Here is a 22,609-nt window from a genome sequence, read left to right on the forward strand (position 1 = left end):
GTCCCCCGGTCCTCACTCGTCCATGATCTCTCCGGTGGCGGTGTTGACCGCCGGCGCGGCCGGTGCCGCCTGTGCAAGGGTCGCGGCGATGGTTTCGGCCGTCTTGCGGCCGATGCCGGGAACCTCACAGATCTGCTCAATAGTCGCAGCTCTGAGCCGTTTCACCGAACCGAAGTGCTTCAGCACCGCCCGGCGGCGGCTCTCCCCCAGACCGGGCACGTCGTCCAGCGGCCCGGCCCGCATGCTCCTGGCCCGCTTCTTGCGCTGGTAGGCGATGGCGAAGCGGTGGGCCTCGTCCCGTACGCGCTGGAGCATGTACAGGCCCTCGCTGCTGCGCGGCAGGATGACGGGGTCGTCGCTGTCCGGCAGCCACACCTCTTCGAGGCGCTTGGCCAGGCCGACGACGGCCACGTCGTCCACGCCCAGCTCGCCGAGGGCCTTCTTGGCGGCGGCGACCTGCGGCTGGCCGCCGTCGACGACCACGAGCTGCGGCGGGTACGCGAACTTCTTCGGCCGCCCGGTGTCGGGATCCCGGCCGGCGGGACCGTCGGCGGGCCCGTCCGCGGGGGCGTCCGCGAGGGCGTCCGCGAGGGCGTCCGTGGGAGCGTCCTCCCGCCCGCGCTCGGCCGCCGCCTCGGCCTCCGGGTCGCCCCACTCCCCCGTCTTCTGCTTCTCCTGCACGTACCGCCGGAACCTGCGGGTGATCACCTCGTGCATCGCGCGCACGTCGTCCTGGCCGGTGAAGCCCTTGATCTCGAAGCGGCGGTACTCGCTCTTGCGGGCCAGACCGTCCTCGAAGACGACCATGGAACCGACGACGTCGTCGCCCTGGAGATGCGAGATGTCGTAGCACTCGATGCGCAGCGGCGCGGAGTCCAGCTCCAGCGCCTCGGCGATCTCCTCCAGCGCCCGGGAGCGGGTGGTCAGGTCCGAGGCGCGCTTGGTCTTGTGCAGGACGAGGGCCTGCTGCGCGTTCCGCGCGACCGTGGCGAGCAGGTCCTTCTTGTCGCCGCGCTGCGGCACCCGCAGGTCCACGCGGGACCCGCGGCGCTCGGCCAGCCACTCCCGTACGGGCCCGGCGGGCTCCGGCAGCGCCGGGACCAGCACCTCGCGCGGGATGACCTCGCCCTGCTCGTCGCCGTAGAGCTGCTGGAGCGCGTGCTCGACGAGGCCCGCGCTGCCGACGGCCTCCACCCGGTCGGTGACCCAGCCGCGCTGGCCGCGGACCCGGCCGCCGCGGACGTGGAAGATCTGCACCGCCGCCTCCAGCTCGTCCTCGGCCAGGGCGACCAGGTCGGCGTCGGTGGCGTCGGCGAGGACGACCGCGTTCTTCTCCATGGCGCTCTTCAGCGCCCCTATGTCGTCACGCAGCCGCGCGGCCTTCTCGTACTCCATCTCCTCGGCGGCCTCGTGCATCTGCCGTTCGAGACGCTTGAGGTACGCGCCCGTGCGGCCGGCCATGAAGTCGCAGAACTCCTCGGCCAGCTCCCGGTGCTCCGCGGGCGAGACCCGGCCGACGCAGGGCGCGGAGCACTTGCCGATGTACCCCAGCAGGCAGGGCCGGCCGATCTGCGCGCTGCGCTTGAACACCCCGGCGGAACACGTGCGCACGGGAAAGGCGCGCAGCATCAGGTCGACGGTCTCGCGGATCGCCCACGCGTGCGCGTACGGCCCGAAGTAGCGCACGCCCTTGCGCTTGGGCCCGCGCATGACCTGCACCCGCGGGAACTCCTCGTTGAGCGTGACGGCGAGGGAGGGATAGCTCTTGTCGTCGCGGTACTTGACGTTGAACCGCGGGTCGTAGTGCTTGATCCAGGTGTACTCCAGTTGGAGCGCCTCGACCTCCGTGGCCACCACGGTCCACTCCACCGAGGAAGCGGTGGTGACCATCGTGCGCGTGCGCTGGTGCAGTCCGGCGAGGTCCTGGAAGTACGACGAGAGCCGCTGGCGCAGGCTCTTCGCCTTGCCGACGTAGATGACCCGGCCGTGCTCGTCCCGGAACCTGTAGACCCCCGGAGAGTCGGGAATCTGCCCGGGCTTGGGACGGTAGCTGGACGGATCTGCCATGGTCCCCACCCTACTGTCGGCCACTGACGCCGGGCCGTCCGTCCGCGCCCGTGTACCGAGCCCGCGACAGTCCGGTGACCGTATGGTCGCCGGTGCGTGCCCGTGTTGCCTCCGGCGGGCCTGCGGGCCGCGGTCGGACCGTACGCTGGGCGCATGATCGTGGTTGGTGGAGAGGCCCTGATCGATCTCGTGCCGGCCGGGGGCGGAGACGTGCTTCCCGCGCTGCGGCCGGTGCGCGGCGGCGGGCCGTACAACACGGCGGTGGCGCTGGGGCGGCTCGGGGCGGACGTGGCCTTCGCCTCGCGGGTGTCCACGGACGCCTTCGGGGCGGCGCTGATGGCCGGGCTCGGCGCGGCGGGGGTGGACACCGGCCTCGTACAGCGTGGGGCGGAGCCCACCACGCTGGCCGTCGCCGACATCAGCCCCGACGGCTCCGCGGGCTTCGGCTTCTACGCCGAGGGCACCGCCGACCGGCTGTTCCGGGCGCCGGACGCGCTGCCCGCGAAAGCGCGGGCGCTGGCCGTGGGGACGTGCTCGCTGGTGCTGGAGCCGGGGGCGAGCGCGTACGAGACGCTGCTTCAACGGGCCGCCGCGGACGGGCTGTTCACCCTCCTCGACCCGAACATCAGGGCCGGGCTGATCCCGGACGCCGACGCCTACCGCACCCGCTTCCGCTCCTGGCTGCCGCACGTGGCGCTGCTGAAGCTGTCGGTGGAGGACGCCCAGTGGCTCGCCGGCGGGCGGCCGTGGGCCGAGGCGCTGCCGGAGTGGCTGGCGGCGGGCCCGCGGGCGGCGGTGCTGACCCGCGGCGGCGAGGGGCTGACGGCGGTGACCGCGTCCGGCCCGGAGCGGTACGACGTGCCCGCGCCGCCGGTCGACGTGGTCGACACGATCGGCGCCGGCGACACCGTCAACGCGGCGCTGCTGCACTGGTTCGACGCCCACGGCGCCCTGACGCCCGACGCCCTGGCCGGGCTGGACGCCGCCGGCTGGCACGCCGCGCTCGGCCACGCCGCCCGGGCGGCGGCGGTCACCTGCTCGCGCGCGGGCGCCGAGCCGCCGTACGCGGCGGAGCTGGCCGACGCGGCGGGGCCGGCGAAGCCGGCGGAGGGCTGACACTCTCTCCGGCTCCTCCCGCTCCCCCGGCTCCATCCGCTGCCCCGGCTGCTTGGGGTCGCTTCCGCTCTCCCGGCTGGTTCCGGCTGGTTCCAGCCGGTGCCGCCCGCCGGTGCCGCGGTCGCGGGGACCTGCCGGGCCCCGCGACCGCGCGTCCCGCTAGCGGATGACCGTCACCCGGTCCCCCTGCGTGACCTCGTTGACCGTCACCGTCAGCGTGACCGTCCCCGGCCGCAGCCCCGTCACCTCGCCGGTGGCCGGGTCGTACGCCGCGATGTCACGCCGGTCCGCCTCCCGCGGCGGCCCGATGTGCAGCCGGTCCGTACCCGACCAGTCCGCGCTGACCGGCCAGGCCACCGGCACCTGCCGCGCGCCCTGCGCGACCGACGCCGTCGCCGCCGCCGAGCGGCCGACGCGGACCTCCTCGGGCGCGGTCACCGCCAGGCCGTCCACGTGCGGCCGGGTCTGCACCGAGACCCAGTCGGGCAGCCCGCGGTGCGGCGCGCTCCGCGCCTTGAGCTGCTCGCCGCGCGAGACCTCGTCGACGCCGATCAGCGACCAGCCGGAGAACCCGCCCTCGCCGGGCGGAGTGGAGGGGGACTTCCCGGAGTTGCCGTTGATCAGGTACGGCACGCCGTCGACGTGCTCGGCGTGGAAGGTGCCGACGTGCCCGCCGACGAACGCCGCGCCCTTGCCCGTACGGGCCCGGAAGTCCGCGAGCCAGTCCTCCAGCACCCGCGCCTCCTTGCGGTCGCCGAGCTGGCTGGCGCGCTGCGGCGTCGGATCGCGCGGCGGTACGTGCTGGACGACCGTCACCGAACGCACCGACGGGTCCTCGGCCGCCGCCTCCAACTGCCGCTTCAGCTCCGCGATCTGCGCGTAGCCGCCGCCGCGGAGGGTCAGCGAGGAGGTGTCGAGGGTCAGGAAACGGGTGCCCTTGTGGTCGAACGTCCGCTGCGCGGGGCCGAACTCGGCGACGAAGTTGGCGACCGAGCCGCCCATCACCTCGTGGTTGCCAGGCACGTAGTACCAGGGCACGGCGTCGCCCAGCTCCTCCTCCAGTATCGTGCGGGCGAACTTCAGGTCCTCGGGCGAACCCTCGTCGACCAGGTCGCCGTTGATGACCAGGAAGTCCGGCCGGGCCGCCCTGATCTCCTGAAGCGTGCGCCGGGTCTGCCGGACGAGGGCGCTGTCCGGCTCGCGGGCGACGAACTGCGCGTCGGACATCACCGCGTACCGCCAGTCCCGGTCCGCCGTCTCGGCACCGGGGTCGATCAGCGGGTCGCGGTGGGCCGGCGTGCGCGGCAGGTCGACCTCGGGCGGGCTCTGCGCGGTCAGCTCGTCTATGGCCACCTCGCTGCTGTACTGGCTGGCGGGCTTGGCCTCCGCGAGATAGAAGCGGAAGACGGACAGCGGGTACTGCGTGCCCTCCGGGACCTGGAAGACCACCTGCCGCCAGCCCTGCCAGGTGACGTAGTCGCCGCGGAGCACCAGGTCGGCGCCCGCACCGTCCTTGAGCTGGAGCGACGGCCAGGCGCCCTTGCCGTCGCCCTTGATCCACAGCCCGAAGCTCAGCGGCTGGCCGGGGATGTCGATGCGCTGCGGGGGCGTGACGTAGGCGGCGCGGGTGGCGGTGGACTGGGAGAAGTCGTACGTGATCTTCATCCCGGCGCCCGTGTGGCCCTCGGGCTCCGGGGCGAGCGAGCCGGTGGCGCGGGCGGTGGAGAACTTCCAGTCGGCCGCGTCCTCGAAGTCCGCCAGCTCCGCCTCGGTGAGGCCGACGGTCAGCGCGACATGCGTGACCTTCCCCTGCACGGTCGCCTTGAGCACGCCGGACGCCGTCGGCTCGGCGGTGCGGGCGCGGACGGTGAAGCCGCCGCCGCGCGTGTCCGGGGCGATGTCGAAGAGCGCGCGGTCGTAGTCGAGGCGTACGTCGGCGGGGTCGATCGGTGCACTGGCGCCGTGGGCGTCGCGGCCGACGAAGCCGAACGCCGCCTCGTCCTGCGGGTCGGCGAGGCCGACACGCTCGCCGGTGGGCGTGATCCGCTCCAGCCGGTCCAGGACGGTCAGTTCGACGCTCCCGTCCGCGCCGCCGCGGCGGGCGGTGACCTTCGCGGTGCCGCCTCGGCGGGCGGTGAAGGTGCCGTCGCGGTCGACGGTGCCGACGTCGGGGCGGGTGCTGTACCAGGACGGGCGGCCGTCGGCCGGGCCGTACGTCTCGTCGTAGCCGGCGGCGTCGAGATCGCGGGTCAGGCCCGGGAAGACCCGGTCGGGGTGGCCGCCGGGCACCGGGTCGGCGCCGGGCGCGAGCGCCGGGTCGGCGGCGGTGGCGACGCGGAAGTCCTTGAGCTTGCCGCTGCCGCCGGGGGCGGTGAACGCCAGGCCGTTGGGGACCTCCCGCTCCTCGCCGTCGGACGGCGAGTTCTCCACGAACCGCTCGTCGGAGCCGGGCGCGCGGGCGACGAGGGTGGAGGAACCGCCGCCGTCGAGGTTCAGCGCGTCGTACGCGCCGAGGGCGTCCATCATCTTCGCCAACTGCGTGAGCGTGACGCCGCCGGCGTCCGCCTGGCGGCCGTCGACGGTCAGCACGTGCATGGTGCCGCCGTCCCGCGAGAAGCCGACCGCGGTGCGGGGGGCGGCGGTGTTGTTCGGCCGGCCCTCCCAGTCCTGCGGTACGCCGTCCTCCACGAGGACGCCGCGTCCGCCGACCGCGGTACGGGGCACGGGGCTGCCGTCGTCGGTGCGTACGTCGTACTCCACCTGCACGGCGTCGCCGGGCCGGAGCTGGGCGAGGACCTTGGCACCGGTGTCGCGGCCGACCAGCACCGTGGTGCCTTCCGGTATCGCGCCCTTGCCGGGACCGCCGGTCACCTCGGCGACCTTGCCCTCCCGCACGGCGACCTCGGTGACCTCGGTGGCGCCGTCGACCGTCAGGGCGCGGTCGGCCTCGCCCCACTGGGCGTTGTACGCGCCGATGCCGTCGGCGGGGACGTTGGCGGCGTTGTACCCGCCGAGGGGGTGCTCGCCGTCGGGGAGGGTGACGGTGCCGTCGAAGTAGAGGTCGAGCACGCGGCCCGCCTGGTCGGGGCCCACGCCGACCGCCTCGGAGACGCCGGGTGCGGGCGAGTGGGTGGCGCGGCCCTCCTCGACGCCGGGGCCCAGCGGCGCGCCGGTCTCGTTGATGTCGAAGAAGTCGGCGTTGATCGCGGCGACGGTGGTGCGGCCCGGGCCGGGGTCGTGCTCGGCGGCCAGTTCGGAGACGGGCGCACGCTCGGCGACCTTGCCGCCGAGGTAGTCGACGCGGGTGCCGGCGCCCAGGTCGACGCTGAGCGCGTCGGCCTTGAGCCACTTGTCGGTCTCCAGCCGCTCGAAGGAGGTCAGTTCCATGCCGGGGGCGACGGGCCGGGAGGTGGAGGCGATGTCCATGCCCTCGCCGGCGGGCACGGAGACGGGACCGGCGGCACCGGCCGCCCCGGCGGTCCGCTCCTGGCCTGCGGCGACCGCGGGCGCCGCCCCGAGGAGCAACAAGGAAGCCGCCGCTGCCGCGACGGCCCTGGGTCGGAAGGGTTTACTGCGTACTCCCGCTCTGAGCACGTTTTCTCCTTGGAACGACACGGGAACGCACGCTTCTTGCGCACGGCGGGCCACAGCCTGGCAGTGGAAAGTGGTCTACACCAGAGGGCGCGCGCAAACTCCGACCGAACAATTGCCGCCGCGGGTCCGCCATTTGAGATCGCGTCAGACAGGTCCGTACCAGGTGGGAGGCGGTGGGCGTGTCGGCGTGACAGCGCCGTGCGCGGGCGCCGCCGAGGCGAGGCGGGCAGGGCGGCGCGGGGCGCGGCGGCACGACGGCTGCCGGTCATACGCCGGACCGGCGCGTCGGCCGCACTACTTGGCCCGCGTGGGGCGTGTCGGAGTGACAACGCGTGCGAGGCGGCACGCGGATGACACCGCCCGGACGAGGCGGCCCGCGCCGAGGACGCGGCGGGCCGCTCGCCGGGCCGGGCTCTCAGCCGCCTCGCTTGGCCGCCGTCTTCTTCGCCGCCGCTTTCTTCGCCGTCGCCTTCTTGGCGGGAGCCTTGGCCGCCGTCGCCTTCGCGCCCGCCGCCGCCTTCTTGGCGGTCACCCGCTTCCGCGCGGGCGGCGAGTCGCTCACCCGGTCGCCCAGGATGTCCCGCAGGAACTTCCCGGTGTGGCTGGCCGGCACCGCCGCCACCTCCTCAGGCGAGCCCTCCGCCACCACCAGGCCGCCACCGCTGCCGCCCTCCGGACCGAGGTCGACGACCCAGTCGGCGGTCTTGATGACGTCCAGGTTGTGCTCGATGACGATCACCGTGTTGCCCTTCTCGACCAGCCCGGTGAGCACCCCGATCAGCTTCTTGATGTCCTCGAAGTGCAGCCCCGTCGTGGGCTCGTCCAGCACGTACACCGTGCGGCCCGTCGAGCGCTTCTGCAACTCGCTCGACAGCTTCACCCGCTGCGCCTCGCCGCCGGACAGCGTCGGCGCCGGCTGGCCCAGCCGCACGTACCCGAGGCCCACCTCGTTGAGCGTCCTCAGGTGGCGCGCGATGGCCGGCACCGCCTCGAAGAACGCGAGCGCCTCCTCGATCGGCATGTCCAGCACCTCGGCGATGGACTTGCCCTTGTAGTGCACGTCCAGGGTCTCGCGGTTGTACCGCGCCCCGTGGCAGACCTCGCACGGCACGTACACGTCCGGGAGGAAGTTCATCTCGATCTTGATCGTGCCGTCGCCCGAGCAGTTCTCGCAGCGGCCGCCCTTGACGTTGAAGGAGAAGCGGCCCGGCTGGTAGCCGCGGACCTTCGCCTCCGTCGTCTCCGCGAACAGCTTGCGGACGTGGTCGAAGACGCCGGTGTACGTCGCGGGGTTGGAGCGGGGCGTACGGCCGATGGGCGACTGGTCGACGTGCACCACCTTGTCCACCAGGTCGTCCCCGTCGACCCGGGTGTGCCGGCCGGGCACGCTCCGCGCGCCGTTCAGCTCGCGCGCGAGGTGCGTGTACAGGATGTCGTTGACCAGCGTCGACTTGCCCGACCCCGAGACGCCCGTGACCGCCGTGAGCACCCCGAGCGGGAACGCCACGTCGATGTCCTGGAGATTGTTCTCCCGCGCCCCGCGGACGACGAGCTGCCGCTTGCCGTCGACGGGCCGCCGGATGTCCGGCGTCGGGATCTCCCGTTTCCCCGACAGGTACTGCCCGGTGACCGACGCCTCGTTGTCCAGCAGCTCCTTCAGCGAGCCGCTGTGCACCACCTTGCCGCCGTGCTCGCCGGCGCCCGGGCCGATGTCGACGACCCAGTCGGCGGTCTTGATGGTGTCCTCGTCGTGCTCGACGACGATCAGCGTGTTCCCCAGGTCCCGCAGCCGGACCAGGGTCTCGATCAGCCGGTGGTTGTCCCGCTGGTGCAGGCCGATGGACGGCTCGTCCAGCACGTACAGCACGCCGACGAGGCCGGAGCCGATCTGCGTGGCGAGCCGGATGCGCTGGGCCTCGCCGCCGGAGAGGGTGCCGGCGGCGCGGTTGAGCGACAGGTAGTCCAGGCCCACGTCGACCAGGAAGCGCAGCCGCTCGTTGACCTCCTTCAGCACCCGCTCGGCGATCGTCTTCTCCCGGTCGGTCAGCTCCATGGCGCCGAGGAAGTCGGCGCAGTCGCTGATCGACATCGCCGAGATGTCGGCGATCGACCGGCCCTGCACCGTGACCGCGAGGACGACCGGCTTCAGCCGCGTCCCGTTGCAGGTCGGGCAGGGGACCTCCCGCATGTACCCCTCGAAGCGCTCGCGGCTGGCGTCGCTCTCCGCCTCCGCGTGCCGCCGCTTGACGAACGGCACGGCGCCCTCGAAGGACGTGGTGTACGACCTCTCGCGCCCGTACCGGTTGCGGTAGCGCACCTCGATCTTGGTCCGGTGCCCCTGGAGCAGCGCCTTCTGCGCCCGCTGCGGTAGCCCCGCCCACGGGATGTCGGTGCGGAAGCCGAGGTCGTCGGCGAGCGCGCCGACGAGCCGGGCGAAGTAGTCCTTGGTGTGGCCGTGCGACCACGGGTGGATGGCGCCCTCGTCCAGCGACTTGTCCGGGTCGGGGACGATCAGCTCCGGGTCGACCTCCATCCGGCTGCCGATGCCCGTGCAGTCGGGGCAGGCGCCGAACGGCGAGTTGAACGAGAAGGAACGCGGCTCCATCTCCTCGAACGACAGGTCGTCGTACGGGCAGTAGAGATGCTCGGAGTACATCCGCTCGCGCTCCGGGTCGTCCTCGTCCAGGTCGACGAAGTCGAGGATGACCATGCCGCCGGAGAGCCCGAGGGCGGTCTCGACGGAGTCGGTCAGCCGCCGCTTGGCGCTCTCCTTGACCGTGAGGCGGTCGACGACCACCTCGATCGTGTGCTTCTCCTGCTTCTTCAGCTTGGGCGGGTCGGTCAGCGACGACGTCTGCCCGTCGACCCGCGCCCGGCTGTACCCCTTCGACTGGAGGTCGGAGAAGAGGTCCACGAACTCGCCCTTGCGCTCGCGCACCAGCGGCGACAGCACCTGGAAGCGGCTGCCCTCGGGCAGCGCGAGGACCTTGTCCACGATGGCCTGCGGCGACTGCCGGGTGATCGGCCGGCCGCACTCCGGGCAGTGCGGCTTGCCGATACGGGCGAAGAGCAGCCGCAGGTAGTCGTAGACCTCGGTGATCGTGCCGACCGTGGACCGCGGGTTGCGCGAGGTGGACTTCTGGTCGATCGAGACGGCCGGCGACAGGCCCTCGATGAAGTCGACGTCCGGCTTGTCCATCTGGCCGAGGAACTGCCGGGCGTAGCTGGACAGCGACTCGACGTAACGGCGCTGGCCCTCGGCGAAGATCGTGTCGAACGCCAGGGACGACTTGCCGGACCCCGAGAGTCCCGTGAAGACGATGAGGGAGTCGCGGGGCAGGTCGAGCGAGACGTTCTTCAGATTGTGCTCGCGAGCGCCACGGACGAGGAGACGGTCGGCCACGCCGGTCGGACCTTTCTGAGGAGCGGCGGGGACCGTCCGGAACGGGCGGCACCCCTTGTCAAGCGTATGGGGGTGGCCGCGAAGCTGTCCGCAGCTTTCTCCCATCGAGCCACACGCTAACGTCTGGGTCTGACAACGAAGCCCGGCCCAGCATTCCCACCCGCTCGCCTCCAGGGGATCCGATGACAGAAAGCGCAGGTCGCACGTACGACCCCGTACGCGACATGGCAACCCTACGAGCCGCCACCGACAGCCTCCTCGACCGCGCCGCCCGCCTCGGCTCCCTCGGGGACGACGCGGTACGGGCGCCGAGCGCGCTGCCCGGCTGGACCCGCGGCCACGTGCTCGCCCACCTCGCCCGCAACGCGGACGCCCTGGTCAACGTGCTCTCCGGCCGCCCCATGTACGCGAGCGCCGAGGCCCGCGACGCCGACATCGCCGCCGGCGCCCCCCGCCCGCTCGCCGAGCAGCTCGACGACGTACGCGCGAGCGCCGCCCGGCTGGCTCAGACCGCCGGGGCCATCCCGGCGGACGGCTGGTCGGCCCGCTGCGAGCTGCGCGGCGGCGTGACGGATGTCATGGCGCGGATCCCGTTCCGGCGGCTGGTGGAGGTGGAGCTGCACCACGTGGACCTGGACGCGGGCTACACGCTGGACCAGCTCCCGGCCGACTTCGTGAACAGGGAGATCGACTTCCTCACGGCCCGCTTCGCGGGCAACGAGCAGGTGCCGCCCCTGTCACTCTCCGCCCCCGACGGCACCACCTGGACCACGGGCGCCCCGCCGTCCGACGGTGATCGGGTCCTGGTCACCGGCGCCCCGTACGCCCTGATGGGCTGGCTCGCCGGCCGCACCACCGGCACCGGCGTCCGCGCCGAGGGCGGCGCCGTACTGCCGACCCTGCCCCCGCTCTGAGAGGCTGGCCCCATGTCGTACACGGGCAAGGTCACCGTCGGCGGCGCCGCCGACGTGCACGAGCTGACGGACCTGATGATCTCCAAGGTCGCCGTCGGGCCGATGAACAACAACGCCTACCTGCTGCGCTGCCGCGCCACGGACGAGCAGTTGCTCATCGACGCCGCGAACGAGCCCCACACGCTGCTCACCCTCATCGGCCCCGACGGCATCACCTCCGCCGTCACCACCCACGGCCACGGCGACCACTGGCAGGCCCTGAACCCGGTCGTCGCGGCCACCGGCGCCCGCACCTACGCGGGCCGCGCGGACGCCGCCGACATCGACGTCCCCACGGACGTCCTCGTGGACGACGGCGACACGATCACGGTGGGCCGCATCTCCCTCACCGCCCGCCACCTCGTCGGCCACACCCCGGGCTCCATCGCGCTGGTCTACGACGACCCCCACGGCCACCCGCACATCTTCACCGGCGACTGCCTCTTCCCCGGCGGTGTCGGCAACACCTGGGACGATGCGGAACGCTTCGCGTCCCTCCTGCACGACGTGGAGACCAAGATCTTCGCCGCCCTCCCGGACGAGACCTGGGTCTACCCCGGCCACGGCGACGACACCACCCTGGGCGCCGAACGCCCGCACCTACCGGAGTGGCGCGAACGCGGCTGGTGAGGGCGAGGACCCGAGCGGCCGACACCCTCGGCGGAGGTAACCTGTCGCAGCCCCGCACCGACGGGAGGGACCGTGGAGGGAGCCGGTGGACGCCTCGGACGACGCCGGGCGGGTCGTGCGCCCCCAAACGCTTCTGCTTGCCCTGTTCGGCGACCAGGTACTCGGCCGCGACGTGGCCGTCGCCGCGGGCAGCATCATCGCGGTACTGAACCGACTGGGGGTCGGCGAGCACGCCACGCGCGCCACCGTGGCCCGGATGGCACGCCGCGACCTCCTGCGGCCGGTACGCCGTGGCCGTCAGGTCTACTACGGGCTGGCGCCGCGCGGGGTCGCGGTGCTGCGCGACGGCCAGCGCAAGCTGGAGGCCGAGATCGTGGACCGGGAATGGGACGGCCGCTGGACACTGCTGGCGTTCTCCGTGCCGGAGACGCGGCGCGCCGACCGTCACGCGCTGCGCACCCGGCTGGGGTGGGCCGGGTTCGCTCCTCTGCGCAGTGGGCTGTGGGTCTCGCCGGGGACGACGGATGTCTCGCAGGTGCTGTCCGAGCTGGACCTGCTCGACCATGCGGCGGTCTTCCGGGGCGAGGTGGCGATGTGGAGCGACCCGGCGAAGATCGCCCGGGAGGCGTGGGACCTGCGGGCGCTCGCCACGAGCTACCGGGGTTTCCTCGACCGCTGGTCGGGCGGTGTCCTCGGGGAGCTGGACGCACTGTCGCAGCGGACGCGGATGACGGCGGAGTGGTTGCTGCTGATCCGCCAGGACCCGCGGCTGCCGCCGGCGCTGCTGCCGCCGGAGTGGCCGGGTGTGCGGGCACAGGAGATGTTCCGGACCCTTCAGGCCGAGCTGATCGGCCCCGCGGCCGAACTCGCCGCGGCATGGCTCGCGACCATCGCCGACGCAGGGGCACAGCACCGTTCGGCCAATATTTGACACGTCATTGACGGTCGTTTCATAGCTGCCTAACTTGATGCGAGCGGGGCCAGAACTGGAGGCAGCATGACTCGCACCAGAGCCGCCCTGGCCGCCATCGCCAGCGGCTTACTGATCGCCCTTGCCGGCATCGCCGCACCAACGTCGGCAACCGCGGCCCAACTCGTCGAGGTCACCGACTTCGGCGGCAATCCCGGCAATCTGCGTATGCACATCTACGTTCCGGATTCCGCTCCCGCCAGCCCGGCGATCGTTGTCGCCATGCACGGCTGCGGTGGCTCGGGGCCGGGCTTCGCCGGGTCCAGCGAGTTCGTCTCGCTGGCCGATCAGCACGGGTTCGTCGTCATCTACCCGACCGCCACGAAGCAGACGGCGATGGGCAACTGCTTCGACGTGTGGTCACCTGAGTCCAAGACCCACGGCGGCGGCAGCGATCCCGCGTCGATCGTCTCGATGGTCGGCTATGCCGAGCAGCAGTACGGCGGCGACCCGGAACGGGTCTTCGCCACCGGCAGCTCGTCGGGCGGCATGGAGACGCAGGCCCTGCTCGCCGTCTACCCGGACGTGTTCAAGGCCGGGGCGTCGTTCATGGGTGTTCCCTTCACCTGCTTCACGAACGAGGCCGACTTCCCGCCCTGGACGAGCCAGTGCGTGAACGGCAGCATGGACAGGACCCCGCAGCAGTGGGGAGACGCGGTCCGGGCGGCGTACCCGGGCTACAGCGGTGACCGCCCGCGGGTACAGCTCTGGCACGGCACCGCAGACCCCCTCGTGCCGTACCAGCTCCAGCGGGAAGCGGTCGATCAGTGGACCAACGTCTCCGGGCTGAGTCGGACCCCGACATCGACGGACCAGCCGCAGCCCGGCTGGACGCGGGACCGCTTCGCCGACACAAGCGGAACCGTGCAGGTCGAGGCCGTCAGCATCCAGGGCGCCGGCCACAGCCTGCCCATGAGCGGCATGGCCGGCGCGGCCGTGTCGTTCTTCGGCATCGACGGCACCTGACCGCCTGCGGGAGGGCTTGACGGGCGGGGAGCCGCAGCGCAGGCCCGCACTGCCGACCTCTCCCGGCCATCCGGCAAAAGCACGGCATGAGACAGCCACAACTCGCCGAAGCGGTGGGGTACTCCCACGAGATGATCGCCGCTCGAGTCGGACGGCGGGAACTGCGTAGAGGTGGCCGTCGCTCGGACGAAGGCAGCTACAGCGGGTCGGGGGGCGGTGACTGCGTAGAGGGGGCCGCCACGGCCGAACGCGGCCACGTGCGCGACTCCAAGGACCCCTCCGGCTCCGTCCTCACGGTCTCTGCCGTGCATGGGTCTCCTTCGTCGCCTTCGCTGCGACCCCGGAGCCCCGCCGGCGCCGGGAGACGTACGTGCCCTGCCCCGGACGCCCTCCGGGGCAGGGCACAGTCAAGGGGCCCTCAGTCCTTGCCCGGGCCCGGGTGGTGGACCTCTTCCGCGGGCTGCTCTTCCTTCTCCTCGGCGTCCTTCCGGGCGTCGATGCGGCGGGAGGCGCGCAGGCTCGTGATCGTCGTGACGACCAGGACGCCGCCGATGACGCCCAGGGACACCGCCGTGCTGATCTCGGGGACGTGGACCCCGGACTCGTGCAGGGCGTGGAGGACCAGCTTCACGCCGATGAAGCCGAGGATCACCGACAGCCCGTACGAGAGGTGGACCAGCTTCTTGAGCAGGCCGCCGATCAGGAAGTAGAGCTGCCGCAGGCCCATCAGCGCGAAGGCGTTGGCCGTGAAGACGATGTACGGGTCCTGGGTGAGGCCGAAGATCGCGGGGATGGAGTCCAGCGCGAAGAGCAGGTCCGTCGTGCCGATCGCCAGCATGACGATCAGCATCGGCGTCATCAGCCGCTTGCCGTTCTCGGTGATGAACAGCTTCGTGCCGTGGTACTTGTCCGTGGCGGCGAAGCGGCGCTCGACCATCTTGAGGAAGCGGTTCTCCTCCCACTCGCCTTCCTCTTCCTCGGCCCTGGCCTCCTGGACGAGCTTCCAGGCGGTGTAGATGAGGAACGCACCGAAGATGTAGAAGACCCAGGAGAAGGACGCGATCAGCGCGGCGCCCGCGGCGATGAAGGCCGCGCGCATCACCAGCGCGATGAGGACGCCGACCATGAGCACCCGGGCCTGGTACTGCGGGGGGACCGCGAACTTGCTCATGATGATGACGAAGATGAAGAGGTTGTCGACGCTCAGCGACTTCTCGGTGACGTAGCCGGCGAAGAACTCACCGGACGCCTGGCCGTCGCCCCAGATCAGCAGCCCGACGCCGAAGAGTCCGGCGAGGACGATCCAGATGATCGTCCAGGTGCCGGCCTCCTTGAGCGTCACCTCGTGGGGCTTCCGGCCGACGAAGAAGTCGGTGCCGATCAGGGCACACAGGCCCACGATCGTGAGCACCCACAGGGTCAGCGATACGTCCACTCGTCCTCCGCGGCAAGTCCGGCATGTTCAGCGTCATGGTTGCCGGGCGTGCCTTCCACTCGAAGAACTGGAAGCTCACCCCCAACGCTCGACTGTATAGAACGAGCCAAGTCAAGGCAAAGTTCCGATCAAATACCGAGGTCAGAGCAGTTGTCGGCACCACGCGAACGGCCCGCAGGCGCGATGCCTGCGGGCCGTACGTGAAGCGGGATCAACCGGTCAGCGGCGTAGCGCCCGGCGGGCCGCCGCGACCTGGGCCAGTACCTGTTCCAGCACCCGGCTGCCCAGCGGGGCGCGGGCGGGTTCGTACGTCCAGGCGTGGCCGATCCAGGGGTCGGCCAGGTGGTCGTCCGGGGTGGGGGTGAGCCGCAGCATGCCGCGCCAGAACGGGTCGAGCAGCGGACCGTAGCCCTTCGCGTCCTCGCGGTCGGCGACGACCAGCAGGTGCACGCCGACCGACGGGCCCTCGTCCGCGAGATACCGCAGTTGGTTGATGGCGCGGTCGTCGAAGCCGTGCGGGAAGTCGTTGACCACCAGGAGCTGCTGCGCCGGGTCGAGGTCCGGCGGCAGCGCGTCGGCCGCGCCGCTGCGCAGCGCCATCTGCACGAGGTCGATGCGCTGGGTCAACCGGGTGAGGGTGTCCGTGACGGCCGCCGCGCCCTTCGGCGGCGGCTCGGCGAGGACGCCGGAGTGGAGCAGCGGGGTGAGCGCCGCGGTGGCGGTGCCGCCCGGGTCGATGAAGTGGACGTTGAACTCGCCCGCCGGGTGCACCGACAGCAGCCGCGAGGCGTGCGCCACGGCGGTGTCGAGCGCCAGCGCGCGCCGCTCCGCGGCGTCCGGGAAGCCCCGCTCCGGGTCGCCTTCGAGCGCGCCGGGACCGAGCGAGGACGTGCCGCTGTCGACCCACAGGCCGCGCTCCAGCGGCAGCCGTACGAGCAGCGGGATGCGCAGCTCCGTGTGCTCGGGGAGGTGGAGGTCGCCGAGGCGCAGGGCCATCGGGGCGTCCTCGGGCACCTCGTACTCGTGCCACACCGGGCTGGCCCAGGAGGCGTACGCGGGCGGCAGCGCCGGCTCGACGACGCCGGCCTCGGCGACGAGCTGGCCGAGATCGCGGTCGAGCACCTCGCGCGCCCGGTCGACCAGGGTGGAGTGGCGGGCGAGCACCTCGGCGCGCGCCGAGTCGGCGATGGAGCCCATGCGGGCGCGCGGGTCGGCCAGGAGCTGGTCGAGTTCGCGGTCCATGCGGGAGTCGGCGAAGTCGACGGCGCTGCGGTACGCGGCGACCGTGCGGGCCAGGTCCTCGAACATGCCCCAGACCTGGTTGTACAGCCGCTCCTCCATGCTCCAGCCCGCGGCGTCGCCGGCGACCGGTGCCGGAGGGCCCGACGCCGAGCGGTCGGACTGCGGCGGTACGCCGCCGCCCGCGGGGGCGCTGCCCGCGCCCGCCGGGGCGCCCGGCCGTGCTCCCGTTCCGGTGCCGCTGCCGGCCCCGACCCCGGGGGGCGGGGGCGCCGCGGCGGACGCGGGGGCGCGCGGCGTACCGGACGCGGCCGGTCCACCGCCCGAGGCGCCCGACGCGCCCGCGGCACCCGCCGCCGCGGCGCGGCGCGGGTGGCGGTAGTCGACGGGCCCGGCCTGGGTCTGACGCTCCTCGGCCGCCGGCTGCGGGCGCCGGGCGCCCGCTCCCGTCGGCTGGCCGGAGGTCGGCGGCGCCGGGGCGACGGCGCGCGCGAGCCCTTCGGCCACGGCCCGTTCGATGTCCGCGGCGAGCTGCTGCGCCTCCGGGAGGCCCTGGTCCGCGAGCATGGCGGCGAGCCCGCCCGCGTACCCCTGGCCGACGGCCCGGATCTTCCAGGCGTCGGCCCGCCGGTACAGCTCCACGGCGGTGACCGCCGACTCGCTGGTCAGGCCGGTGATGACGAAGCGAGCGATCGGCGTGCCGTCGAGGCCGGTGACGGCCACCGACGGCGGCGCGATGGCGCCGAAGCTCCGCGGTCCCGGCACGCCCGCGGGCAGCGCCAGCAGCACGTGCACGCGCTCCACGTCCGGGGGCACCGCGTCCAGGTCCACCGCCAGCCGGTGTTCCGCCGCCGCCTGGCCGGGCACCTCAAGGCCCGGCAGTTGCGGCGAACCGGGGTGCGCGATCCGGCCCGGGTCGCTGACCCTGCCGTCCTCTCCCCCCAGCGTGACGCCCGGCGTCACCGGGCTCCCCGCCGAAATCCTGATCTCCACCCGGGTCTGCGGCAGCAGATGGTTCTGCCCGCGGACCAACTCGGCCGTCATGCGGCCCTCCCCTGCACTCGCTGCGGCCGTCGACGTCGCGTCATGCCTCGGAAACCTCGGAAACCGGTCGTTCCTTCCGCCCCTAGAGGAGCGGCTGGATCGACGGCATGAGGTCCTGGAAGGTACGGCCGTTCGCCGGCGAACCGAGGGCGGTCATGCCCCAGCCGGACCCCGTGCGGTGCACCTTCGCCATGATCTGGGCGGTGTACGTGCCGCCGCCGGTGAGGGTGTAGCGCGCCAGCTCCTGGCCGTTGCTCTCGTCCACGAGCCGGCAGAAGGCGTTCTGCACCTCTTCGAAGGTCTGGCCGGTGAAGGAGTTCACGGTGAAGATGATCTGGTCGATGTGCACCGGCACGCGCTGGAGGTCGACGAGGATCGACTCGTCGTCCCCGCCCTGGCCGGCACCGCCGACAAGATTGTCGCCGGTGTGCCGCACCGAGCCGTCGTCGCTGACGAGGTGGCGGAAGAACACCACGTCGACGGGCTCCTTGTCGGCGAAGAGCACGGCGGAGGCGTCGAGGTCGATCTCGCGCGTGCGCTTACCGAAGAGACCGCGTCGCTCGGCGGCCTGCCAGCCCAGGCCCATCCGGACCGAGCTGAGGGTGCCGCCATCCGACTTCTGGAGGCTGATGGCCTGACCCTTGGACAAGTTGATCGACACGCTTACGTTCCCCTCCTGCTCCGAACGCGCCATGACCGGCGCGCTGCCACGCACATTACGCAGGACAGCGGCACTGTGCTCCCCCCGGAGGAGGATTTGTGGCGCTCCTGCTACACAGCACCGGTTGTGCGCTCCCGGACGGCCACGCTCAGCGCACGCCCGGCGGGCACTCCAGCGCCCCCGCACCACCCCGGCGCTACGACAGCCCTGCCTCCTTCATCTGCCGCAGCTCCTTCTTCATCTCCGCCACCTCGTCCCGCAGCCGGGCCGCCACCTCGAACTGGAGCTCCGCGGCGGCGGACCGCATCCGGGTGGTCATGTCCTCGATCTGCACGGCGAGATCGGCAGCCGGCGTCTCGGTGGGCGCGGCCGGCGCCTCGGCCCGGCCGCCGCGGCCGGCGGGCTTCGTCTTCTGCCGCAGCTCCGGCACCGGCGCCTTCGCCGGGGAGTCGGGCTTCGTGGCCCGGTAGCCCGAGCCGAGCAGCGCCTCGGTGTCGATCTCCTCGCGCGCGATCTGCGCGACGATGTCGTTGATCTTCTTGCGCAGCGGCTGCGGGTCGATGCCGTGTTCCTCGTTGTACGCGATCTGCTTGGCGCGGCGCCGGTTCGTCTCGTCGATCGCCTTCGCCATGCCCGGCGTGATCTTGTCCGCGTACATGTGCACCTGGCCGGAGACGTTGCGCGCGGCGCGGCCGATGGTCTGGATGAGCGACGTGCCCGACCGGAGGAAGCCCTCCTTGTCGGCGTCGAGGATGGCGACGAGGGAGACCTCGGGCAGGTCCAGGCCCTCCCGCAGCAGGTTGATGCCCACCAGCACGTCGTACTCCCCGGCGCGCAGTTCGCGCAGCAGCTCGACGCGGCGCAGCGTGTCGACGTCGCTGTGCAGGTAGCGCACCTGGATGCCCAGCTCCAGGAAGTAGTCCGTGAGGTCTTCGGCCATCTTCTTCGTCAGCGTGGTGACGAGGACGCGCTCGTCCTTCTCCGCGCGCGTGCGGATCTCGTGCACCAGGTCGTCGATCTGGCCCTCGGTCGGCTTGACGACGACCTCGGGGTCGACGAGCCCGGTGGGGCGGATGATCTGCTCCACGACGCCGTCGCCGCGGGACAGCTCGTACGGCCCGGGGGTGGCGGAGAGGTAGACCGTCTGGTCGATGCGCTCCAGGAACTCCTCCCACTTCAGCGGGCGGTTGTCCAGCGCGGACGGCAGCCGGAAGCCGTGGTCGACCAGGGTGCGCTTGCGGGAGGCGTCGCCCTCGTACATCGCGCCGACCTGCGGGACGGTGACGTGCGACTCGTCGATGACGAGGAGGAAGTCCTCCGGGAAGTAGTCGAGCAGGGTGTGCGGCGGGGAGCCGGTCTCGCGGCCGTCCATGTGCAGCGAGTAGTTCTCCACGCCGGAGCAGGTGCCGATCTGCTGGAGCATCTCCAGGTCGTACGTCGTGCGCATGCGCAGCCGCTGCGCCTCCAGCAGCTTGCCCTGCTTCTCCAGCGCGCCGAGCTGCCCGCCCAGCTCGGTCTCGATGCCGGCGACGGCCTTGGCCATGCGCTCGGGGCCGGCGATGTAGTGCGAGGCGGGGAAGACGTACAGCCCGTCGTCCTCGCTCATCACCTCGCCGGTCAGCGGGTGGAGCGTGGAGAGGGCCTCGATCTCGTCCCCGAACATCTCGATGCGGACGGCCAGCTCCTCGTACACCGGGAAGATCTCGACGGTGTCGCCGCGGACCCGGAACGTGCCGCGCGTGAACGCCTGGTCGTTACGGGTGTACTGGATGTCGACGAAGCGGCGCAGCAACTGGTCCCGGTCGATCTCCTCGCCGACCTTCAGCGGCACCATGCGGTCGACGTACTCCTGCGGCGTGCCCAGGCCGTAGATGCAGGAGACGGAGGCGACCACGATGACGTCGCGCCGGGTGAGCAGCGAGTTCGTCGCGGAGTGGCGCAGGCGCTCCACCTCCTCGTTGATCGAGGAGTCCTTCTCGATGTACGTGTCCGTCTGGGGGACGTACGCCTCGGGCTGGTAGTAGTCGTAGTACGAGACGAAATACTCCACCGCGTTGTTCGGCAGCAGCTCGCGGAACTCGTTCGCCAGTTGCGCGGCCAGCGTCTTGTTGGGCGCGAGGACCAGCGTGGGCCGCTGGAGGCGCTCGACCATCCAGGCCGTCGTCGCCGACTTGCCCGTGCCGGTCGCGCCGAGCAGCACGACGTCCCGCTCGCCGGCCCTGATCCGCCGTTCGAGCTCGTCGATGGCGGCGGGCTGGTCGCCGTTCGGCTGGTATTCGCTGACTACCTCGAAGGGCGCCATGGTGCGTTCGATGTCTGTGACGGGCCGCATGTCCCCACCGTACGACCCGCCACCGACAACGCCGACCGGGCCGCTTCGGCACCCTCGCTGACCTGGCCCAATACCGAAGACCCCGGGCAGTCGGCCAGATCATTTCCAGCCAGATGGAAGAGGCCTCAAACGGCGTAGCAAGCGCTTCCCCAAGCCTTCCACCTGCGCCGACCGGAACCGGTCCGCGTTCACCGCGCCGATATCGGCGTTCAATCTCTGGCCATCCCCGGCCTCGTACTCTGTCGCCTGCCACTGGGACCCTGCGGCGACAAGTGATCACCTCTAGTCGAGGAGACTGCATGCCCTCCCGCACGCTTACGCGCGCGTCCGGCGCTCTGACGGCCCTGGCCGGCATCGTGCTCACCACGGCCGCCACGACCGCCACCGCGACCGCTGCCGAGCCCGCAGCCGACTCCGCCGCCCCGATCGTGACCGTCGCGCACCGCGGCGCCTCCGCCGACGCCCCGGAGAACACCCTCGCCGCCATCGACACCGCCCGTGAGATGGGGATCGACTGGGTCGAGAACGACGTGCAGCGCAGCAAGGACGGCGAGCTGGTCATCATGCACGACGACACGCTCGCCCGGACCACCAACGTGGAGGAGCTGTACCCCGACCGCGCTCCCTGGAAGGTCTCCGACTTCACCTGGAAGGAGATCCGCACGCTCGACGCCGGGAGCTGGAAGGGCGAGGAGTGGGCCGGCGCGCGGGTGCCGACCCTGGAGCAGTACATGAAGCGGGTCACGCACAACCACCAGAAGCTGGTGCTGGAGATCAAGAAGCCGGAGCTGTACCCGGGGATCGAGAAGGAGATCCTCACCGAGCTGCGCAAGCGGGGCTGGCTGAGCCGCCCGGCCGTCAAGCACAAGCTGGTCGTGCAGAGCTTCAGCGCGGACTCCATCAAGACCGTGCACGGGCTGCGGCCGGACGTGAAGACCGGCTTCCTCGGCGCCCCCGCGGTGGCGGACCTGCCCGCGTACGCCGCCTTCTCCGACCAGATCAACTCCAACCACGGCACCATGTCCGCCGACTACTACGCGGCCGTGCACGCCCTCAAGGGGCCGCACGGCAAGCAGCTTGAGGCGTACACCTGGACCGTCGACGACCCGGCGCGGGCCGTCGAGCTGGCCGGGTGGGGCGCGGACGGGATCATCACCAACAAGCCGGACCTGATCGCCGAGGCGCTGGAGGACGCCGGGTTCGGGGTCGCCGCGGAGTAGCGGAGCAGCGGAGCAGCGGAGTAGTCGCCGCCCGGCCGCGGTGCCGCGGCGTCAGCTACCGCCGGGCCGGCCGCCCCGCTCGAAGTACGACGTCGCTCCCGAGCCCGCGGGCTCGGGGGCGGCGGCGTCCCCGCCGGAGACGCCCTCGTCGGGCGTGGACACCCGCCACTCGTTCTCCAGCGGGTCCATGCCGACGAAGAGCCCGACGAACACCAGGAGCAGCACGGGCCCGATCAGGATCGGCGCCAGGATCTCCGCCGGGCTCCTGCCCTCCGCCGCCGCGTTGGCGGCGTGCGCCTGCACCTCCAGCGCCGCCATCCCCGTGTAGTGCATGCCGGAGACGGCCACGCCCATGATCAGGGCGGCGCCCACGGCGACGCCGAACCGCTTCACGGTCATCGACAGCCACAGCGCGGCGGTGGCGGCGACCACGGCGATGAGCACGGACAGCGCCACGACCGCGCCGTCGTAGACCAGCCGGCCCCGGTCCATCTTCATGCCCGCCATGCCCAGGTAGTGCATGGCCGCGACGCCAAGCCCCGTGACGATGCCGCCGGCGGTGAGGGCGAACGCGGTGCGGCCGAGGTAGCCGACGATGAAGACGCCGATGCCGACGACGACGACGGCGACGCCGAGGCTCGCCAGCGTGATCGGTACGTTGTAGTTGATGTGGACGGAGTCGGCGGTGAAGCCCATCATCGCGATGAAGTGCATGGTGAAGATGCCCGTGCCGATGGCGACCGCGCCGAGCGCCAGCCAGCCAGCCCGCCGCGCGGGCTCGACGGTCAGCGCGCGCATGGTGCAGCGCAGCCCCAGGGCACTGCCGACCGCGGCCATGATGAAGGCGGTGAGGGGGGTGAGCAGGCCGTACGTGAACCCGTCGACGGGCACGGAGGCAGCAAGCACGGAGTGACTCCCGGGTCTACTGATGTGTCTACAGATGTGTCGACAGAGGTACAGAGCAACCAGGGGGAATCGT

General features: G+C 72.1%; 14 protein-coding genes and 1 pseudogene. 7 read left to right on the forward strand and 8 right to left on the reverse strand.

Going from position 1 to position 22,609, the window contains the following annotated elements; all coding sequences use genetic code 11:
• Positions 1-12 precede the first annotated feature (12 nt).
• Positions 13-2,067 (reverse strand): excinuclease ABC subunit UvrC, encoded by a 2,055-nt coding sequence (gene uvrC / locus QBL21_RS23575; protein WP_407564213.1) that lies wholly within the window; start codon positions 2,065-2,067, stop codon positions 13-15.
• A 153-nt stretch (positions 2,068-2,220) separates the two neighbouring features.
• Here uvrC and QBL21_RS23580 point away from each other — a divergent pair, with 153 nt between their 5' ends.
• Entirely contained in the window at positions 2,221-3,183 is a 963-nt protein-coding gene (locus QBL21_RS23580) for a carbohydrate kinase family protein (RefSeq protein WP_407564214.1), read from the forward strand.
• Positions 3,184-3,342: 159 nt separating this feature from the next.
• On the opposite strand, the gene QBL21_RS23585 is transcribed toward QBL21_RS23580, so the two are convergent.
• Positions 3,343-6,609 (reverse strand): phosphodiester glycosidase family protein, encoded by a 3,267-nt coding sequence (locus QBL21_RS23585; protein WP_407566530.1) that lies wholly within the window; start codon positions 6,607-6,609, stop codon positions 3,343-3,345.
• A 583-nt stretch (positions 6,610-7,192) separates the two neighbouring features.
• Positions 7,193-10,180: an excinuclease ABC subunit UvrA gene (gene uvrA / locus QBL21_RS23590; RefSeq protein WP_407564215.1), complete on the reverse strand. Its 2,988-nt coding sequence runs from the start codon at positions 10,178-10,180 to the stop codon at positions 7,193-7,195.
• 224 nt (positions 10,181-10,404) lie between these two features.
• Here uvrA and QBL21_RS23595 point away from each other — a divergent pair, with 224 nt between their 5' ends.
• The 5 genes and pseudogenes from QBL21_RS23595 to QBL21_RS23615 all read left to right on the forward strand — a co-directional run.
• Positions 10,405-11,094: a maleylpyruvate isomerase family mycothiol-dependent enzyme gene (locus QBL21_RS23595; protein WP_407566531.1), complete on the forward strand. Its 690-nt coding sequence runs from the start codon at positions 10,405-10,407 to the stop codon at positions 11,092-11,094.
• Between the two features lie 12 nt (positions 11,095-11,106).
• Complete coding sequence (locus QBL21_RS23600) at positions 11,107-11,763, forward strand: MBL fold metallo-hydrolase (protein ID WP_407564216.1); 657 nt, start codon at positions 11,107-11,109, stop codon at positions 11,761-11,763.
• Between the two features lie 85 nt (positions 11,764-11,848).
• Positions 11,849-12,694, forward strand: coding sequence for a PaaX family transcriptional regulator C-terminal domain-containing protein (locus tag QBL21_RS23605; protein WP_407564217.1), 846 nt, complete (start codon positions 11,849-11,851; stop codon positions 12,692-12,694).
• Between the two features lie 66 nt (positions 12,695-12,760).
• Positions 12,761-13,699, forward strand: a complete 939-nt coding sequence (locus tag QBL21_RS23610; protein WP_407564218.1) for an alpha/beta hydrolase family esterase — start codon at positions 12,761-12,763, stop codon at positions 13,697-13,699.
• Between the two features lie 131 nt (positions 13,700-13,830).
• Positions 13,831-13,953 (forward strand): annotated as a pseudogene (locus tag QBL21_RS23615) (hypothetical protein); the annotation flags it as partial.
• A gap of 164 nt (positions 13,954-14,117) precedes the next feature.
• On the opposite strand, the gene QBL21_RS23620 reads toward QBL21_RS23615, so the two are convergent.
• From QBL21_RS23620 to uvrB, 4 genes are all read right to left on the reverse strand, one after another.
• Positions 14,118-15,134 (reverse strand): TerC family protein, encoded by a 1,017-nt coding sequence (locus QBL21_RS23620; RefSeq protein ID WP_407564219.1) that lies wholly within the window; start codon positions 15,132-15,134, stop codon positions 14,118-14,120.
• Between the two features lie 219 nt (positions 15,135-15,353).
• Positions 15,354-17,417 (reverse strand): TerD family protein, encoded by a 2,064-nt coding sequence (locus QBL21_RS23625; RefSeq protein WP_407564220.1) that lies wholly within the window; start codon positions 17,415-17,417, stop codon positions 15,354-15,356.
• A gap of 82 nt (positions 17,418-17,499) precedes the next feature.
• The gene (locus QBL21_RS23630; protein WP_407564221.1) at positions 17,500-18,111 is read right to left on the reverse strand and encodes a TerD family protein; all 612 of its coding nucleotides are present in this window, start codon (positions 18,109-18,111) and stop codon (positions 17,500-17,502) included.
• A gap of 163 nt (positions 18,112-18,274) precedes the next feature.
• Positions 18,275-20,410 carry an excinuclease ABC subunit UvrB gene (gene uvrB, locus QBL21_RS23635; RefSeq protein ID WP_407564222.1) on the reverse strand — a complete coding sequence of 712 codons (2,136 nt, stop codon included), beginning with the start codon at positions 20,408-20,410 and terminating at the stop codon, positions 18,275-18,277.
• Between the two features lie 299 nt (positions 20,411-20,709).
• Between uvrB and QBL21_RS23640 the strand changes: the two genes are divergently transcribed.
• Positions 20,710-21,630 carry a glycerophosphodiester phosphodiesterase gene (locus QBL21_RS23640; RefSeq protein ID WP_407564223.1) on the forward strand — a complete coding sequence of 307 codons (921 nt, stop codon included), beginning with the start codon at positions 20,710-20,712 and terminating at the stop codon, positions 21,628-21,630.
• A 51-nt stretch (positions 21,631-21,681) separates the two neighbouring features.
• Here QBL21_RS23640 and QBL21_RS23645 read toward each other — a convergent pair whose 3' ends face one another.
• Positions 21,682-22,521: an MHYT domain-containing protein gene (locus QBL21_RS23645; RefSeq protein ID WP_407566532.1), complete on the reverse strand. Its 840-nt coding sequence runs from the start codon at positions 22,519-22,521 to the stop codon at positions 21,682-21,684.
• Positions 22,522-22,609 lie beyond the last annotated feature (88 nt).

Source organism: Streptomyces sp. 184 (genome assembly GCF_045781775.1).
Lineage (GTDB): Bacteria > Actinomycetota > Actinomycetes > Streptomycetales > Streptomycetaceae > Streptomyces.

Coding starts and splice junctions, on each gene's coding strand:
- uvrC (WP_407564213.1), bottom strand. CDS start 2,067: ATGGCAGATCCGTCCAGCTACCGTCCCAAGCCCGGGCAGATTCCCGAC.
- QBL21_RS23580 (WP_407564214.1), top strand. CDS start 2,221: ATGATCGTGGTTGGTGGAGAGGCCCTGATCGATCTCGTGCCGGCCGGG.
- QBL21_RS23585 (WP_407566530.1), bottom strand. CDS start 6,609: ATGGACATCGCCTCCACCTCCCGGCCCGTCGCCCCCGGCATGGAACTG.
- QBL21_RS23595 (WP_407566531.1), top strand. CDS start 10,405: ATGGCAACCCTACGAGCCGCCACCGACAGCCTCCTCGACCGCGCCGCC.
- QBL21_RS23600 (WP_407564216.1), top strand. CDS start 11,107: ATGTCGTACACGGGCAAGGTCACCGTCGGCGGCGCCGCCGACGTGCAC.
- QBL21_RS23610 (WP_407564218.1), top strand. CDS start 12,761: ATGACTCGCACCAGAGCCGCCCTGGCCGCCATCGCCAGCGGCTTACTG.
- QBL21_RS23625 (WP_407564220.1), bottom strand. CDS start 17,417: ATGACGGCCGAGTTGGTCCGCGGGCAGAACCATCTGCTGCCGCAGACC.
- QBL21_RS23630 (WP_407564221.1), bottom strand. CDS start 18,111: ATGGCGCGTTCGGAGCAGGAGGGGAACGTAAGCGTGTCGATCAACTTG.
- uvrB (WP_407564222.1), bottom strand. CDS start 20,410: ATGCGGCCCGTCACAGACATCGAACGCACCATGGCGCCCTTCGAGGTA.
- QBL21_RS23640 (WP_407564223.1), top strand. CDS start 20,710: ATGCCCTCCCGCACGCTTACGCGCGCGTCCGGCGCTCTGACGGCCCTG.